This window comes from Kitasatospora purpeofusca, assembly GCF_034043715.1.
Taxonomy (GTDB): Bacteria; Actinomycetota; Actinomycetes; order Streptomycetales; family Streptomycetaceae; genus Kitasatospora; species Kitasatospora purpeofusca_A.
The window spans coordinates 46,145-61,581 of the sequence record NZ_JAXCLC010000018.1 but is presented as its reverse complement, the minus strand read 5'-3'; the positions used below and the strand labels follow the sequence as shown (position 1 = coordinate 61,581).

12 protein-coding genes are annotated in these 15,437 nt (G+C 74.7%); 11 read left to right on the top strand and 1 reads right to left on the bottom strand.

Annotated elements, in window-relative coordinates:
- The first annotated feature begins 34 nt into the window (after positions 1–34).
- The 11 genes from SM793_RS12235 (at position 35) to SM793_RS12185 (ending at position 13,989) form a co-directional block, all read left to right on the top strand.
- Complete coding sequence (locus SM793_RS12235; protein WP_320438149.1) at positions 35–1,798, top strand: fatty acyl-AMP ligase; 1,764 nt, start codon at positions 35–37, stop codon at positions 1,796–1,798.
- On the top strand, positions 1,795–3,576 hold the full coding sequence (locus tag SM793_RS12230; RefSeq protein WP_320438148.1) for an acyl-CoA dehydrogenase family protein: 1,782 nt from the start codon (positions 1,795–1,797) through the stop codon (positions 3,574–3,576). The genes SM793_RS12235 and SM793_RS12230 overlap by 4 nt, the downstream gene beginning before the upstream one ends.
- Positions 3,573–5,294, top strand: coding sequence for an acyl-CoA dehydrogenase (locus tag SM793_RS12225; protein WP_320438147.1), 1,722 nt, complete (start codon positions 3,573–3,575; stop codon positions 5,292–5,294). The genes SM793_RS12230 and SM793_RS12225 overlap by 4 nt, the downstream gene beginning before the upstream one ends.
- A 40-nt stretch (positions 5,295–5,334) precedes the next feature.
- Positions 5,335–6,120 carry an enoyl-CoA hydratase/isomerase family protein gene (locus SM793_RS12220; RefSeq protein WP_320438146.1) on the top strand — a complete coding sequence of 262 codons (786 nt, stop codon included), beginning with the start codon at positions 5,335–5,337 and terminating at the stop codon, positions 6,118–6,120.
- Between the two features lie 83 nt (positions 6,121–6,203).
- Positions 6,204–7,646: a condensation domain-containing protein gene (locus SM793_RS12215; RefSeq protein WP_320438145.1), complete on the top strand. Its 1,443-nt coding sequence runs from the start codon at positions 6,204–6,206 to the stop codon at positions 7,644–7,646.
- Positions 7,639–8,694, top strand: coding sequence for an alpha/beta fold hydrolase (locus SM793_RS12210; RefSeq protein ID WP_320438144.1), 1,056 nt, complete (start codon positions 7,639–7,641; stop codon positions 8,692–8,694). Before SM793_RS12215 ends, SM793_RS12210 begins: the two co-directional genes overlap by 8 nt.
- A gap of 54 nt (positions 8,695–8,748) precedes the next feature.
- Positions 8,749–9,018 (top strand): acyl carrier protein, encoded by a 270-nt coding sequence (locus SM793_RS12205; protein ID WP_320438143.1) that lies wholly within the window; start codon positions 8,749–8,751, stop codon positions 9,016–9,018.
- A 32-nt stretch (positions 9,019–9,050) separates the two neighbouring features.
- Complete coding sequence (locus SM793_RS12200; protein WP_320438142.1) at positions 9,051–10,142, top strand: zinc-binding dehydrogenase; 1,092 nt, start codon at positions 9,051–9,053, stop codon at positions 10,140–10,142.
- Positions 10,143–10,169: 27 nt separating this feature from the next.
- Complete coding sequence (locus SM793_RS12195) at positions 10,170–10,658, top strand: YbaK/EbsC family protein (protein ID WP_320438141.1); 489 nt, start codon at positions 10,170–10,172, stop codon at positions 10,656–10,658.
- 315 nt (positions 10,659–10,973) lie between these two features.
- Positions 10,974–11,975, top strand: a complete 1,002-nt coding sequence (locus SM793_RS12190; RefSeq protein ID WP_320438140.1) for a LuxR C-terminal-related transcriptional regulator — start codon at positions 10,974–10,976, stop codon at positions 11,973–11,975.
- A gap of 163 nt (positions 11,976–12,138) precedes the next feature.
- The gene (locus SM793_RS12185; RefSeq protein ID WP_320438139.1) at positions 12,139–13,989 is read left to right on the top strand and encodes a BTAD domain-containing putative transcriptional regulator; all 1,851 of its coding nucleotides are present in this window, start codon (positions 12,139–12,141) and stop codon (positions 13,987–13,989) included.
- A gap of 134 nt (positions 13,990–14,123) precedes the next feature.
- Here SM793_RS12185 and SM793_RS12180 read toward each other — a convergent pair whose 3' ends face one another.
- Positions 14,124–15,395: an MFS transporter gene (locus SM793_RS12180; RefSeq protein WP_320438138.1), complete on the bottom strand. Its 1,272-nt coding sequence runs from the start codon at positions 15,393–15,395 to the stop codon at positions 14,124–14,126.
- Between the last annotated feature and the right edge of the window lie 42 nt (positions 15,396–15,437).

Here is a 15,437-nt window from a genome sequence, read left to right as displayed (position 1 = left end):
GCACCCGCACCCGTTCGAGAGGACGCCCACCCCGATGCCCGATGACCTGGTGAGCCGGCTGGTCCGGCACGGCCGCGAGATCCCCGACCGGGAAGCGGTGGTCTTCGTCCGGACCGCCGCCGGCGGGCTCGTCGAGGAGCCGCTGACCTACGGCGAACTGGACCGCCGGGCCCGGGCCGTGGCCCGCTGGCTGCGCGAGCGCTGCGCCGTCGGGGACCGGGTGCTGCTGCTGTACGGCACCGGCCCGGAGTTCGTCACCGTGCTGGCCGGCTGCCTGTACGCGGGCGTGGTCGCCGTCCCCGCCCCGCAGCCCAGCACCCAGCGCGGCCACAGCTCGCGCTCGGACGGCATCGTCCGGGACGCGGACGTCCGGCTGGTGCTGACCGACGAGGCCAACCGGGAGACCGCCGCCGGGTTCCTGACCCGCGCGGGCGCCGAGGACGTCCCGTGCGTGGCGACCGACCGGCTCGACCTGCCGGACGCCCCGCACTGGCGGGCCGAGGAGGTCCCCGCCGACGCCCTGGTGATCATCCAGTACACCTCCGGCTCGACCAGCGCGCCCAAGGGCGTGATGGTCACCCGCGGCGCGCTCGACCACAACCTCGGGCTGATGACCCGGGCCTTCGGCGTCGACCCGGACAGCCGCTCCTGCACCTGGCTGCCCCAGCACCACGACATGGGCCTGATCGGCATGCTGCTCACCCCGCTGTACCACGGCGCGGTGTCGTACCAGCTCGCCCCGATGGACTTCCTGCGCCGGCCGCACCTGTGGCTGGAGCTGATCGGCGCCAAGCGGATCCGCACCGTCGTCGCCCCGAACTTCGCCTACGACCTCTGCGTCCGCCGGGTCAGCGACGCCCAGTTGGCCGGACTCGACTTCTCCACCCTGGTCAGCGCCGGCAGCGGCGCCGAGCCCGTGCACGCCGACACCCTGCGCCGCTTCGCCGAGCGCTTCGCCCCGGCCGGCTTCCGCCAGGACCATTTCAGCCCCTGCTACGGCATGGCCGAGACCACCCTGATCGTCTCCGGCACCCTGCCCGGCGAGCCGCCGGTGCTGACCGCCGTCGACGCCGACGCCCTGGCGGCCGGGGAACTGCGCCCCGGCGCGGGCCCGGCGCTGGTGAGCAGCGGCCGGGTGCACGACCTGGACGTGCGGATCGTCGACCCGCGCACCCGGGCCACCCTGCCCGAGGGCGGCGTCGGCGAGATCTGGGTGCGCGGCGGCAGCGTCGCGGCCGGCTACTGGCGCAACGAGGAGGCCACCGAGGAGACCTTCCGCGCCGTCACCGCCGAGGGCGAGCCCGGCTTCCTGCGCACCGGCGACACCGGCGCCCTGCACGACGGGCACCTCTACGTCACCGGGCGGATCAAGGAGGTGCTGATCGTCAACGGCCGCAACCTGTACCCGCACGACATCGAGCGCGAGGTGCTCGGCCTGCACGAGGGCTTCCAGGGTCTGAGCGGCAGCGTCTGCTCGGTGCCGGCGCCCCGGGAGGAGATCGTCGTCCTCCAGGAGGTCCGGCGGCCCAGGGCAGGACCGGAGGAGCTGGCCGAGCTGGCCCGGCAGGTGCGCGGCGAGCTGTCGGCGCGGCTCGGGGTGCGGGTGCCCAACCTGGTGCTGCTGCGCCCCGGCCAGGTCCGCAAGACCACCAGCGGGAAGGTGCGGCGCACGCTGATGCGCGAGCTGTTCGTCGCCGGGGAGCTGGAGCCGCTGTTCGAGGACCTCGACCCGGCCACCGTCGCCCGCTACCGCACCGCCGCCCCCGCGGCCGCCGCGGCCGGGGTGAGCGCGGAATGACCCACGCCGCCTACCTGACCGCCGCCGCGATGGACCGCCGCCTGGGCGACCCGGAGGACGCCGGCCGGCTGTTCTCCTACGCCCGCTGCGCGGCGCTGGACGAGCGCGAGGAGTTCCCGCTCGAGATCTGCCGCGAACTGGACCTGCTCGGCCTTCCCGCGCACTACGTGCCCGCCGCGTACGGCGGCACCCTGGACAGCTACGAGCAGGTGCTGCAGCTGATGCGCGCGGTCGCCCGCCGCGACCTGACGGTGGCGATCGCGCACGGCAAGACCTTCCTCGGCGCGGTCTCGGTCTGGGTCGGCGGCAGCCGCGAGCAGGCCGTGGAGCTGGCCGGGGCGGTGCTGGACGGCGCGGTCGTCTCCTGGGGGCTGACCGAGCGCGAGCACGGCAGCGACCTGCTCGCGGGCGAGGTCCGGGCCGCGCGCACCGCCGACGGCTACCTGGTCAACGGCGAGAAGTGGCTGATCAACAACGCCAACCGGGGCCGGCTGATCTGCCTGCTGGCCCGCACCGCCGACGAGGGCGGGGCGCGCGACTTCAGCCTGCTGATGATCGACAAGCAGCGGCTGAGCCCGCCCGCGCACCGGCCGCTGCCCGCGGTGCGACTGCACGGCATCCGGGGCGCCGACATCAGCGGGGCGGCCTTCACCGACGCCGAGGTGCCGGCCGCCGCGCTGGTCGGCGCGGAGGGCTCGGGCACCGAGACCGTGCTCAAGAGCCTGCAGCTGACCCGGATCCTGTGCGCCTCGCTGTCGCTGGGCGCCGCCGACAACGCGCTCGACCTGGCCGCCGGCTTCGCCCTGGAGCGCGAGTCCTACGGCCGCCGGCTGGTCGAACTGCCGCAGACCCGGCGGATGCTCGGGGAGTCCTACGCCGACATGCTGCTCGCCGAGGCCGTCACCCTGGTCTCCGGCCGCAGCATCCACGCGCTCACCGGCGAACTCGCGGTGGTCTCCGCCGTCACCAAGTACTTCGTCCCCACCCTGGTGGACGAGGTGATCACCCGGCTCGGCACGGTGCTCGGCGCCCGCTCGCTGCTCGCCGACGGCACCCACCGGCACGGCCGCTTCCAGAAGGTCCAGCGCGACCACCGGATCGTCGGCATCTTCGACGGCAACACACTGGTCAACCTGCATGCGCTGATCAACCAGTTCCCTCTGCTGGCACGCCAGTTGAAGCGCCGCACGGTGGACGCGGCGGGCCTGGCCGGTGCCACCGACCTCGCCGCCCCGCTGCCCGGCTTCGACCGGGACCGGCTGTCCCTGCTGCCCCGGACCGGCTCCAGCCTGCTCCAGGCGCTGGCCGACGGCGTCGAGGAGCTCACCGCGCTCACGGCCGACGGCACCGTCCCCGCCTCGCTGGTCCGCCGGGCGCAGGCCGTCCGGGCCGCCGTCGACGGCCTCGCCGTCGAACTCGCCGCCCACCGCCCGACCCCGGTCGAGGTGCCCGCCGCGGCCTTCGCCCTGGCCGAGCGGTACGCCGCCGGCTACGCCGCCTCGGCCGCGATCCACCTGTGGCTGCGCAACCGCGCCGCGGCCCGGGAGCCGGGTCCGGAGGCCGGGCCGCGGGCCGACGGACTGCGGGCCGACGGACTGTGGGCCGACGGCCTGTGGCTGGAGGCCGCGCTGGCCCGGGTACTGGACCGGCTCGCCCCGGGCCGCCCCGACCCGCAGGACGACGTCCTGGACCGCCTGGTGCCGTTCCTGACCGAGCAGCTGCGCGCCGGCACCCTCCCGTCCCTGCTCCACTACCCCCTGGTGAAGGGCGCCGCATGAGCACCGCCACGACCACCCCCGCGCTCTACGCCGCCCTGGACACCCCGGCCCCGCTGGAGGCCCTGCTCGGCGACCCGGACTACCGGGACAACCCGCTCGGCTTCGGCGCCTTCCTCGCCGCCGACGAGCGCGGCGACCTGCTGCAGGCCGGCGAACGCGCCCTGGACGCCTACGGGCTGGGCGCCGAGTTCGTGCCGCGCCGGCTCGGCGGGCGGCTCGACCGGGTGGACCGGCTGGCCCGGGTGCTGCGCCCGCTGTTCCGCCGGGACGGCGCGCTCGCCCTCGGCCACGGCGCCAGCAACCTGGTCGGCTCGGTCAACGTCTGGTCCGAGGGCAGCGCCCAGCAGCAGGACTGGCTGGCCGGGGTCCTGCTCGGCAACGGCCGGATCGCCGCCGCCTACACCGACCTCAGCACCGGCAACGACGTGACCCGCACCGCCTTCCGGGCCGAGGTGCGCCGCGACGAACTCGTGCTGAACGGCCGCAAGGAGATCATCAACAACCTGGCCCGCGCCGAGGCGGTCACCGTGCTCGCCCGCACCAGCGAGGAGCCGGGCAGCCGCAGCCACTCGATGGTGCTGGTCGACATGGCCGCCGCGCCGCGCGACCGGCTGCGCTTCCTCCCCCGCTACCGCACCTCCGGCGTGCGCTCGATGTACCTGGGCGGCCTGGAGTTCCGGGACTGCCCGCTGCCGGTCACCGCGATCGCCGGCGGCACCGGCGAGGCGATGGAGACCATCCTGCGCGCCTTCCAGATCACCCGGGCCGTCCTGCCCGCCGCCGCCCTCGGCGCGGTGGACCAGCAGCTGCGCACCGTCACCGACTTCGCGCTCGGCCGCCGGCTCTACCACCGCACGGTGGCCGACCTCCCGCACGCCCGCTCGGTCCTCACCGGCGCCTTCCTCGACCTGCTGGTCGCCGACTGCTTCACCACCACCGTCTGCCGGGCCCTGCACGTGCTGCCCGAGCGCACCAGCGTGTACGCGGCCTCGGTCAAGCACCTGGTGCCGACGCTGTACCGGGAGTCCGTCGACCGGCTCGCGGTGCTGCTCGGCGCCCGGTCGTTCCTGCGCGAGGGCCCGTACGGGATCTTCCAGAAGCACGCCCGGGACCTGCCGGTGGCCTCGCTGGTGCACGCCGGCGGCACGGTCTGCCAGGCCACCGTCATCCCGCAGCTGCCCCGGCTGGCCCGGCAGAGCTGGCTGACCGGCGACCCCGCCCCGGCCGCCCTGTTCCACCTGGCCGGGGACCTGCCCGAGCTGGACCTCGGCCGGCTCGGGGTGACCGCCGGCCGGGAGGACCCGCTGCTCGGCACCCTGGTCGACGCCGCCGCCCGGCTGGCCGCCGAACCCGTGCTCGGCCCGCTCTGCGCCCAGCTGCTGGACGAGCTGCGCGCCCTCCGGCGGTCCTGCCTGGACCTGGCGCCGCGCGACCGCACGCCCCTGGCCGGACCGGTGAGCTTCCGGCTGGCCGAGCGGTACGGGGTGCTGCTGGCGGCCGCGAGCTGCCTGGGCGTCTGGCTGCACAACCCGGACCACCCGGGCGCGTTCCTGCGCGGCACCGGCTGGCTCGCCGCCGCGCTCGCCCGGCTGACCGCCCGGCTCGGCTGCCCGCCGGTGCCCGGCGCCGACGCCGCGCACGCCGAGGTGTTCGCCGAGCTGATCGAACGCCACCAGGACGGCCGCGGCTTCGACCTGGTCGGCCGGCAGCTCGCCTGAGGCCCGGGCCCGCCCCCGATCCCGAGGAGGAGGAGAGACAGTGGGCACATTTCTGCGGATCGAACCGGACGCCGCGACGGACGGGGCGGTGGCGACCGTCCGGCTGCTGCGGCCCCGGATCAGCGGCACCGACCCCCGGGTGCCGGCCGAACTTACCGCCGCCGCGCAGCAGTTGGACGCCGACCCGGCCGTCCGCGCGGTGGTCCTGTACGGCGGGCGGCGGGTCTTCGGCTCCGGCGCCGACGTCAAGGACCTCGCCGAGCGGAGTCCGGCCGAGGTGGACGCCTACACCGGCCGGTTGCACACCGCCCTGGACGCGCTGGCCCGGATCGGCAAGCCGGTGATCGCCGCGATCACCGGGTACGCGCTCGGCGGCGGACTGGAGCTGGCGCTCTGCGCCGACCTGCGGGTGGCCGGCGAGAGCGCCGTGCTCGGGCTGCCGGAGATCGAGCTGGGCGTCATCCCCGGCACCGGCGGCACCCAGCGGCTGCCCCGGCTGATCGGCGCCGGACCGGCCAAGCGGCTGATCCTCACCGGCCGGCGGCTGACCGCCGCCGAGGCCCTGCGGATCGGCCTGGTCGACGAGACCGTCCCCGACCCCGAGGTGTACGAGGCCGCACTGCGCACCGCCCGGCGGTTCGCGGCCGGTCCGACGGCGGCCCTGGCCGCCGCCAAACGGGCCGTGGACGACGGCCTCGACCTGCCGCTGGCCGCCGGACTCGACCTCGAACGACGGCAGTTCACCGCCCTGTTCGCCACCCAGGACCAGCGGACCGGCATGCGGGCCCAGCTCGACGGCACCCGGCCCGCCTTCCTCGGCCGCTGACCCCGGAACCCGGAACCCGGAAACCCGGACTCCCGGAAACCCCAGACTCCCGGAACCACAGACCCCCGGAACAGAAGACGACGATGACCGATCCACAGCAACTCTCCCACGCGCAGCAGGCGTTGTGGTTCCTCTACCGGCTCGCCCCGGACGCGGCGGTGTACAACACCGGCTGCGCGCTGACCGTGCGCTCCGCCGTCGACCTGCCGGCCCTGCGCGCCGCCGTCGAGGCGCTCGCCGAGCGGCACGACATGCTCCGCTCGGTGTTCCACGAGATCGACGGGCAGGCCGTGCGGCTGGTCCGGGAGCGCCACCCGCTGGGCCTGGAGGTCCGCGAACTGCCCGGCACCGATCCCGAGGGGCTCGCCGCGGCGGCCCGGGCGGCGCTGCGCGAGCCGTTCCGGCTGGAGCGGGACGGCGCCTTCCGCTTCGTCCTGCTGCGCCGGGGCGAGGCGGACGCCGTCCTGCTGACGGCCGGGCACCACATCGGCACCGACGCCACCTCCAACTGGCTGATCGTGCGCGACCTGCTGCACGGCTACCGCCGGCTGACCGGCGCCGACGGGCCGCAGGACGCTCTCGCGGTGGCCGGACCCCCGCCGCCGAAGGGCACCTACGCCGACCATGTGGCCAAGGAGCGCACGGTGCTGGACTCGCCGCGCGGGGCGCGGATGGAGCAGTACTGGCACCAGGTCTGCGCCGACGCCGCCCCCGCCGAGCTGCCCACCGACCGCCCCCGGCCCGCGAGTCCGAGCCGGACCGGCGCCACCCACCACCTCGACCTGGCGGACGGCCGGGTCGAGGCGCTGCGCGAACTCGCCCGCAGCAGTGGCGTCTCGCTGTTCTCGGTGCTGCTCGGGACGTTCCAGAGCCTGCTGCACCGCTACTCCCGCCAGAACGGCTTCCTGATCGGCTGCCCGACCACGACCCGGATGAGCCCGGTGGTCCGCGAGGTGGTCGGCAACTTCGTCAACACCCTGGTCTTCCGGGGCGACTTCGACCCCGGCACGACCTTCCGCGAGGCCGCCGCGGCAGCCGACCGGCAGGTGAAGGCCGGACTCGGCGGCGCCGGCTACCCCTTCGAGCTGCTGACCCGGACGGTCAACCGGCCGCGCACCGGCGCCGGCTCCTCGCTCTGCCGGATCACCTTCAACCTGGTCGGCACCGCCACCCCCGAGCCCCTGCTGCGGCTGCTGCTGGACGCCGACGGCGGCCGGCCGGCCGAGTTCGCCGGGCTCACCGTCGCGCCGTTCGAACTCCCGCAGGCCGAGGGGCAGCTGGACCTCGCGGTGAGCGTGCGGCAGAGCGCCTCCTCGCTCGCGGTGGACTTCCGCTACGACGTGGACCTGTTCGACCCCGCCACCGTCGAGCGCTTCGCCGGCCACTTCCTGCGGGCGGTCGACGCCGCGCTGGCCGACCCCGACGCCCCGGTGGCCCGGCTGCGCCTGGTCGACGGCGCCGAACTGGCCGGGCTGATGGGCTTCGGCGCCGAGCCCGCCCCGCGACGGAGGGCCCGCCGTGGCTGAGCCCTCGGAACTCCCGGCGCCGCCCGCACTCCCGGCACCCCTCGAACTACCCGCACTGCCCGAGTTCCCCGAGTTCCCCGAGTTCCCCGAACTGCCCGGGGTCACCCACCGGACGCTGCGGGTGGCCGGGCGCGCCATGCACGTCGCGGAGGCCGGCGAGGGGCCGCTGGTCCTGCTGCTGCACGGCTTCCCCGAGCTCTGGTACTCCTGGCGCCACCAGCTGACCGGGCTGGCCGCGGCCGGGTTCCGGGCCGTCGCCCCCGATCTGCGCGGCTACGGCCGGACGGACTCCCCCGCCGGGGCCGACCAGTACACGATCCACCACCTGGTCGGCGACGTCGTCGCGCTGATCGGGGCGCTCGGCGAGCGCCGGGCCGTGCTGGCCGGGCACGACTGGGGTTCGCAACTGGCCTGGCACACCGCGCTGATGCGCCCGGACCTGGTCCGCGGCGTGGCCGGGATGAGCATCCCCTACCGGCCCCGGCCCGGACTGCCGCCGCTGCCGGCGATGCGGCGCGCCATGGGTGAGCGCTTCTACATGCTGTACTTCCAGGAACCCGGCCGCGCCGAGGCCGAGTTGGGCCGGGACGTGCCGGCCGGACTGGTCCGGCTGCTGGCCGGCACCTCCGGGGAGGCGCCGGCGTTCGACCCCGCCGTCCCCGCGGGCGGCGGCTTCCTGGACCTGTTCCCGGCGGACGCCCGGCGGCCCGACTGGCTGACCGGGGCGGACCTCGCCGTGTACGCCGGCGAGTTCGCCCGCACCGGCTTCACCGGCGGCCTCAACTGGTACCGCAACCTGCACCGCAACTGGGACCTCACCGCCCCGCTCAACCGGGCCCGGATCGAGCCGCCCGCGCTCTACCTGGCCGGGGACCACGACTTCGTCGTCCGGGATCTCGACCACGCCCGGCTCGCCGACGACCTGCGGCTGTGGGCGCCCGGGCTGCGGGAGGCCCGGATCCTCCCCGGCTGCGGGCACTGGACCCAGCAGGAGCGGCCGGACGAGGTCACGGCCGCACTCGTCGAATTCGCCTCCGCGCTCGACTGACCCACCATCCCCGAGCACCACCCCTGATCACCCCTTCCGATGGAGATGTCCACCATGAGCACCACCGCGCCCGCCGCCGAACTGACCACCTGGCTGACCGAACGGGTCGCCTTCTACCTGGAGATCCCGGCCGAGCAGATCGCCCCGGACGTCAAGCTGGTCGAGTACGGCCTGGAGTCCGTCTACGCGCTGGCCCTGTGCGGCGACGTCGAGGACGAGTACGGGATCGAGGTCGAGCCGACCCTCGCCTGGGACTACCCGACGGTCGAGGCGCTGGTCGGCCTGCTCCAGGAGCGCCTGGCCACCTCGGCGACCCCGGTCTGATCCGGACGCGACGGAAACAGGAGGCCGGTCACATGCGCGCAGCCGTCACCCGTGCGGGGAAGCTCGTCGTCGAGGAGGTCCCCGACCCGGTGCCCCGGGCCGGGCAGGTGCTGGTGCGCACCCTGGCCTGCGGGATCTGCGGTTCCGACCTGCACGCGCTCGACGATCCCGAGGCGTTCAACGACGTCGTCCGGCGTTCCGGCGGGACGGCGCACGACATCCGCGACGGGCTCGTGCTCGGGCACGAGTTCGCCGCGGAGATCGTCGACTACGGCCCCGGCACGGTCGGGGCGCTGCCGGTCGGCACCGTGGTCTGCGGCCCGCCGATCGGCGCCGGGCCGCAGGGCACCGGGATCGTCGGCTACACGCCGGCCTACCCGGGCGGCTTCGGCGAGTACATGATCCTCTCCGAGGCCTTCACCCTGCCGGTGCCGAACGGGCTGGACCCGCACACGGCCGCGCTCACCGAGCCGTTCTCGGTGGCGGCGCGCGCCGTGCGCCGGGCCGAACTCGCCCCGGGCGCGGTCACCATGGTGATCGGCCTGGGCCCGGTCGGCCTGGCCGTGGTCGCGGTGCTCAAGGCCCGCGGCCACGGCCCGGTGGTCGCGGTCGACTTCTCCCCCCGGCGCCGGGCGCTGGCCGCGCAGCTCGGCGCCGACCTGCTGATCGACCCCGCGGTGGAGTCCCCGTACGACCGGTGGACCTCGCTCGGGGTGATCCCCGGCATGATGGACCGGATGGCCGCCGAGTACCGGGGCCTGCGCCCCACCGAGGCCGCCGTCTTCGAGTGTGTCGGCGCCCCCGGCATGCTCGCCCGGGTCGTGGAGGGCGCCCCGGCCGCCGCCAAGATCGTCCTGGTCGGCGTCTGCCTGCGCCCCGACCCCATCGACCCCGGGCTGCTCGCCAACAAGGAGCTGGACCTCAGGGGCTCCTTCGGCAGCAGTCCGGCCGAGTACCGGCAGACCCTGCGCGAAATCGCGGAGGGCCGGATCGACGCCGGTGCCGTCATCACCGGCACCACCGGCCTGAACGGGCTGACCGGAGCCATCGCCGAACTCGGTGAGCCGGACCGCCACGCGAAGATCGTCGTGGATCCTTCGCTGGACCGTGCAGCCATTCGGTGAACGCGATCCGACACATCTGGAGGACCAGTGATCACTGAACCCACATATCGGCGACTGCTCGACCTGTTCGACCGCGACCAGGTGCCCTACCGGCTGATGGACCATCCGCCGGAGGGCCGCACCGTCCACGCCAGCGAGCTGCGGGGCCACAAGCTCTCCGCCGCCGCGAAATGCATGGTCGTCACCGTGACCAGGGCCGGCGCGACACCGTCGCACCGGCACGTGCTCGCCGTCGTGCCCGGTGACCGCCGGGTGAAGCTCAAGCAGGTGGCCCGCGCCTGCGGCGGCGGCCGGGCCCAGTTCGCCGACCAGGACACCGCCGAGCAACTCGGCGGCACGGTGAGCGGAACGATCACCCCCTTCTCGTTCCACACCGAACTCGCGGTGTTCGCCGACCCGGCCCTCTTCGAGGAGCCCGAGCTGTACTTCAACGCGGCCAGGCTGGACCGGTCGGTGGCCATACCGGCCGCGGACTACCTGCGCGTCGCCGCCCCGCAGGTGGTCACCATCACCTGATCCGGCGGCGGATCCGGCCGGTCGGCGCCCCTTCACCCCGGGGGCGCCGGCCGGCCAATTCCCATTAACCATTGCGGCTCCGCACCCCCCGCCCGCTTTGCCCGGGTCGCGGATTCCCAAGAAATAACCAAGAGATCGCGCTCCGCTTGACTACCCAGCGCCCGGTGCCAGAGACTCAGAGCGAGGTCGGCAAGGATTCAACCGGGGGATTGATTCGCCGTGCGCACTCTTCGCGCAAGGCCATTTCATGCTGCCCGCGCACATTCCCTGGCGATCCGCCCATTTCTCCACTCCGCGCGACTTTTGGACGAGGGAATGCTCAGATCGCTCGGCCTTGATGCGCTGACCGAAGCCGTGTACAAGGAAATGCTCAAGGCGCCGACGAGCGGCACCGCCGCCATCGCGCAACGGCTCGGCCGCCCCGAGACCGAGATCCGCTCCGCCATGGACGAACTGGCCCGGCTGCTGCTGGTCAGGCCGTCCTGGCAGGAACCCGGGGAGCTGCGGCCGGTGGAGCCCGAGGCCGGGCTGCGCTCCCTGCTCGACCGTCGCGAGGCCGAGCTCCAGCGGCGACTGGAGGAGGTCGAGTACGGCCGGCGCGAACTGGCCCAGGTGGTCGCCGACTACGCGGACCTCACCAACACCCGGCAGCATCCGGACAGCGAGATCCTCACCGGGATCGACGCCGTCCGACTGCGGATCGAGTCGCTGGCCTCCGGCTGCACCGAGGAGGTCATGGGCTTCGTCCCCTCCGGGGCGATGTCCCCCTCCAACATCGAGGCGAGCCGCCCGCTGGACACCTCGGTGCTGAGCCGCGGCGTCCGGATGCGCTCGATCTACCTGGAGAGCATCAAGAACGACAACGACACCATGGCCTACGCCCGGCGGCTCACCGAGCAGGGCGCCCAGGTCAGGGTCGCGCCGACCCTGCCGCCGCGGATGGTGATCTACGACCGCGCCACCGCGATCGTGCCGGTCGATCCGGAGCAGAGCCGCAAGGGCGCCCTGGTGCTGCGCGGCCACGGCGTGGTCAGCGCGCTCTGCGAACTCTTCGAACGGGTCTGGCAGGGCTCCCAGCCGGTCGTCGACACGCCCGCCACCGCCGGACCGGGGCTGTCGCCGCGCTCCCAGGCGATCGTGGTCCTGCTCGCCAAGGGCCACACGGACGAGATGATCGCCCGCCGGCTGGACGTCTCGGTGCGCACCGTCCGCCGGGAAACCGCCGACCTGGCAGCCCAGTTGGGCGCCCGGACGAAGTTCCAGGCCGGAATGATGGCCCTGCTCCAGGGCTGGGTCGATCCGGGCCTCGTGGGCTAGATCCCCCCCGTGGCCACACCCTGCCACGTCAAGGTCCTGACGGTCGTCACACCTGCCCCCCGCCGAAATGTGCGCACAGAATCGCTGCTGGGCGGAAGGCCGGCACTCCGGTGCCGGACTCCTCCGCCCGTCGGCTCATCGTCCACAAACAGCAGGGGGAGACATGCACCTCGGTGTCCTGGGTCCGGTGGAGGTCCACGACGACGACGGCAGGATGGTCGAGCTGCCCGGCACGAAGGTGCACACCGTGCTGGCCACGCTGATCCTCGCCGACGGGCAGACCGTCTCGGACGACCGGCTGAGCAGCATGCTGTGGGCCTGGGACCCTCCGACCACGATGAGCGCGCAGATCTACACCTACGTCTCGCGGCTGCGCAAGCGGCTCGGCCCCGACGTCGAACTGATCCGCCGCCCGCGCGGCTACCTGCTGCGGGCCGACCGGGCCGGACTCGACCTCACCGAGTTCGAGCGCTCCGCCGGGGCCGGCCGGACGGCACTGGCCGGCCGGCGCTGGGCCGAGGCCGCCCGCGAACTGCGCAGTGCGCTGGACCTGGTGCGCGGCCCCGCCCTCACCAACGTCACCGAGCACCTCGCCGACGTCGAGCGGCCGCGCCTGGAGGAACTGCACCTCGCGGCCCTGGAGGACTGGTTCGAGGCCGAGCTGGCACTCGGCCGGCACCACCGGCTGGTGCCCGACCTCACCAGCCTGACCGCCGAGCACCCGATGCGCGAGCGGATGCGGGCCCAGCTGATGACCGCCCTCTACCGCTGCGGCCGGCAGTCCGACGCGCTCGCCGTCTTCCACTCCGGGCGCCGGATCCTCGCCGAGGAGCTGGGCGTCGACCCCGGCGAGGCGCTGGCCGGCGTCCACCTGGGCGTCCTGGACGGCAGCCTCGCGCAGAACGCGCCCGAGCCGGCGCCGGAACCGGTCGCGCTGCGGCCCGCCACCCCCGCCATGCTGCCGCCGGACCTGCCCGACTTCACCGGCCGGCAGGACGAACTCGGCCGGCTGCTCGGCCTGGTGGAGCCGCACCCGATCGCCCGCACCCGGCGCGCCTTCCTCACCGGCCCGGCCGGCATCGGCAAGTCCGCGCTCGCCGTGCACGCCGCACACCTGTTGCGCGAGCGGTTCCCGGACGGCCAGCTCTACGCCGACCTCGGCGACGGCGAGGGCGGGGCCAAGGACCAGGCCGAGGTACTGGGCTGCTTCCTGCGCGCGCTCGGCGTCGAACCGGCCGGCCAGGACCTCGGCCTGGACGAACTCACCCGGCTCTACCGCACCCACAGCGCCGGCCGCCGGCTGCTCGTCCTGCTCGACAACGCGCCCGGCACCGGCCGGATCACCGCGCTGATGCCCACCGGACCCGACGCGGCCGTCATCGTCACCAGCCGCCGCCACCTGACCGGCGCCTCGGCCCGCGACACCACCGTGCTCACGCCGTTCACCGAGGACGAGTCGACGGACCTGCTCGCCGCCGTCGCCGGGGAGCGGATCGGGGCCGACCCGCGGGCCGCCCGGGAGATCACCGCCGCCTGCGCCGGACTGCCGCTGGCCGTCCGGATCGCTGGGGTCCGGCTGGCCGCCCGGCCGCAGTGGTCCGCCGCCCGGCTGGCCGACCGGCTGGCCGACCCGAACACCCGGCTCGACGAGCTGAGCTTCGGCGAACTCCGGGTCCGCGACAGCCTGCTGCGCTCGCTGGACGGCGTCGACGAGCGGACCCGGCGGGTCCTGCCCGCGCTGGCGGCGTTCGGCACCCGCGTCTTCCCCGCCGAGGCCGCCGCCCGGCTGCTCCGGCTGCCCGGGGCCACCGCCGAAGGCGCCCTGGAGGAGCTGGTCGACGCCCGGCTGCTGGAGCCCGTCGCCGTCCCCGGGCGGCCCGGCGGGTCCGCCTACCGGCTGCCCGAGCTGGTGCTGCTGCTCACCCAGGGCCTCGGCGACGACGCCCGGCACGACTACCCGGACCCCTGGCGCGGCATCGCCCGCGCGGTGGTCAACCTCCGCCCGACGGGCTGAGCCGATCCGGCACCGTCCTGGCCCGGCCGTGGGATCCCCGCGGCCGGGCCCGGGCGCGTCCGGGTCCGCGTCCGGGTCCGCGTCCGGGTCCGCGTCCGGGTCCGCGTCCGGGCGGGCCCTCCGGGCCGGGCGCCTCAGCCGCGGGTCTCCGCCCTGACCGTCGGGCTCAGCGCGACCGTCAGGGTCAGCACCAGCAGCACCGCCCCGATGCCCAGCCCGGTCCGGGCGGCGCCCAGGTGGGCCAGCGCGTAGCCGCCCAGCAGCGAGCCGAGCGCGTTCGCCCCCGAGGTCAGGAAGGCCGAGGTGCCCATCACCCGCCCCTGCAGCTCCTCCGGCGTGGTCCGCGCCATGTAGACGCTGCCGGAGACGTTGAACACGCTCGCGACGAACATCACCACCGTCGCCACCGCCGCGATCACCACCACGTCGTGCTGGACGGCCAGCAGCGGGATCAGCACCAGCCAGATCAGATGGCCGAGCACCGCCGTGGCGTACAGGCCGAACCGCGCCGACCACCAGCCCGCGGCCAGCGCGCCCAGCAGGGCGCCGGTCCCGCCGACCGCCGACACCACGCCCAGCACCGTCGGGGTGCCGCCGTTCTCCTTGATCACCACCATCAGGGTCAGGCCGAGCACCTGGAACACCAGGTTGCTGCCGGCGAAGACGCCCGTCATGATCCGCAGGAAGCGCCGCCGCCAGAGCCAGACCAGGCCGTCCTTGATGTCCACGTGCAGCCGCTTGGGCGGCTCCGTCCTGACCGGGCGCAGATCCCGGCGGATCAGCAGCAGGCAGACCAGGGCGACCGCGTTGAGGGCCGCCGTCAGGGCGAACGGCAGCCAGCGGACCAGGGTGAACACCAGACCGCTGAGCGGCTGCCCGAGCAGGCCGATCGCCGCGCCCCGGGCCTGGTTCTGCGACAGCGCCGCGGGCAGCTGACCGACCGGGACGACACTGCGCACGGCCGCCTGCTCGGCGGTCCCGTACAGGATGCCCAGGGTGCCCTCGACGAAGGCGGCGGCCAGCACCAGCGGCAGCCACACCGCCCCGTGCCAGGCCGCCACCGCCACGGCGGCGAAGGCGAGCAGCCGGACGAGGTCGCACCAGAGCATCACCCGACGGCGGTCCCAGCGGTCCACCAGCGCCCCGGCCGGCAGCTGGACCAGCAGATTGGGCAGGGTCGCGGCGAAGCCCACCGCACCGGTGGCGGTCGCCGAACCGGTCTGCCAGAGCACCAGCATCGGGTAGGCCACCATGCTGACGGTGGATCCGAAGCGGGAGACGCCCGCACCGATCCAGAGTCGGAGGAAGTCCTTGTTCGCGCGCAGCGGTTGATCGGGCCGCGGATCGGGCCGCGGATCGTTCCGGCCGTCGGCGTCGGTCGCCCCGGGGGCGATCAGGTCGGTCATGTCCGGAGTCTGGCCGCCGTGCCTATCCCGTCCCTATACGAC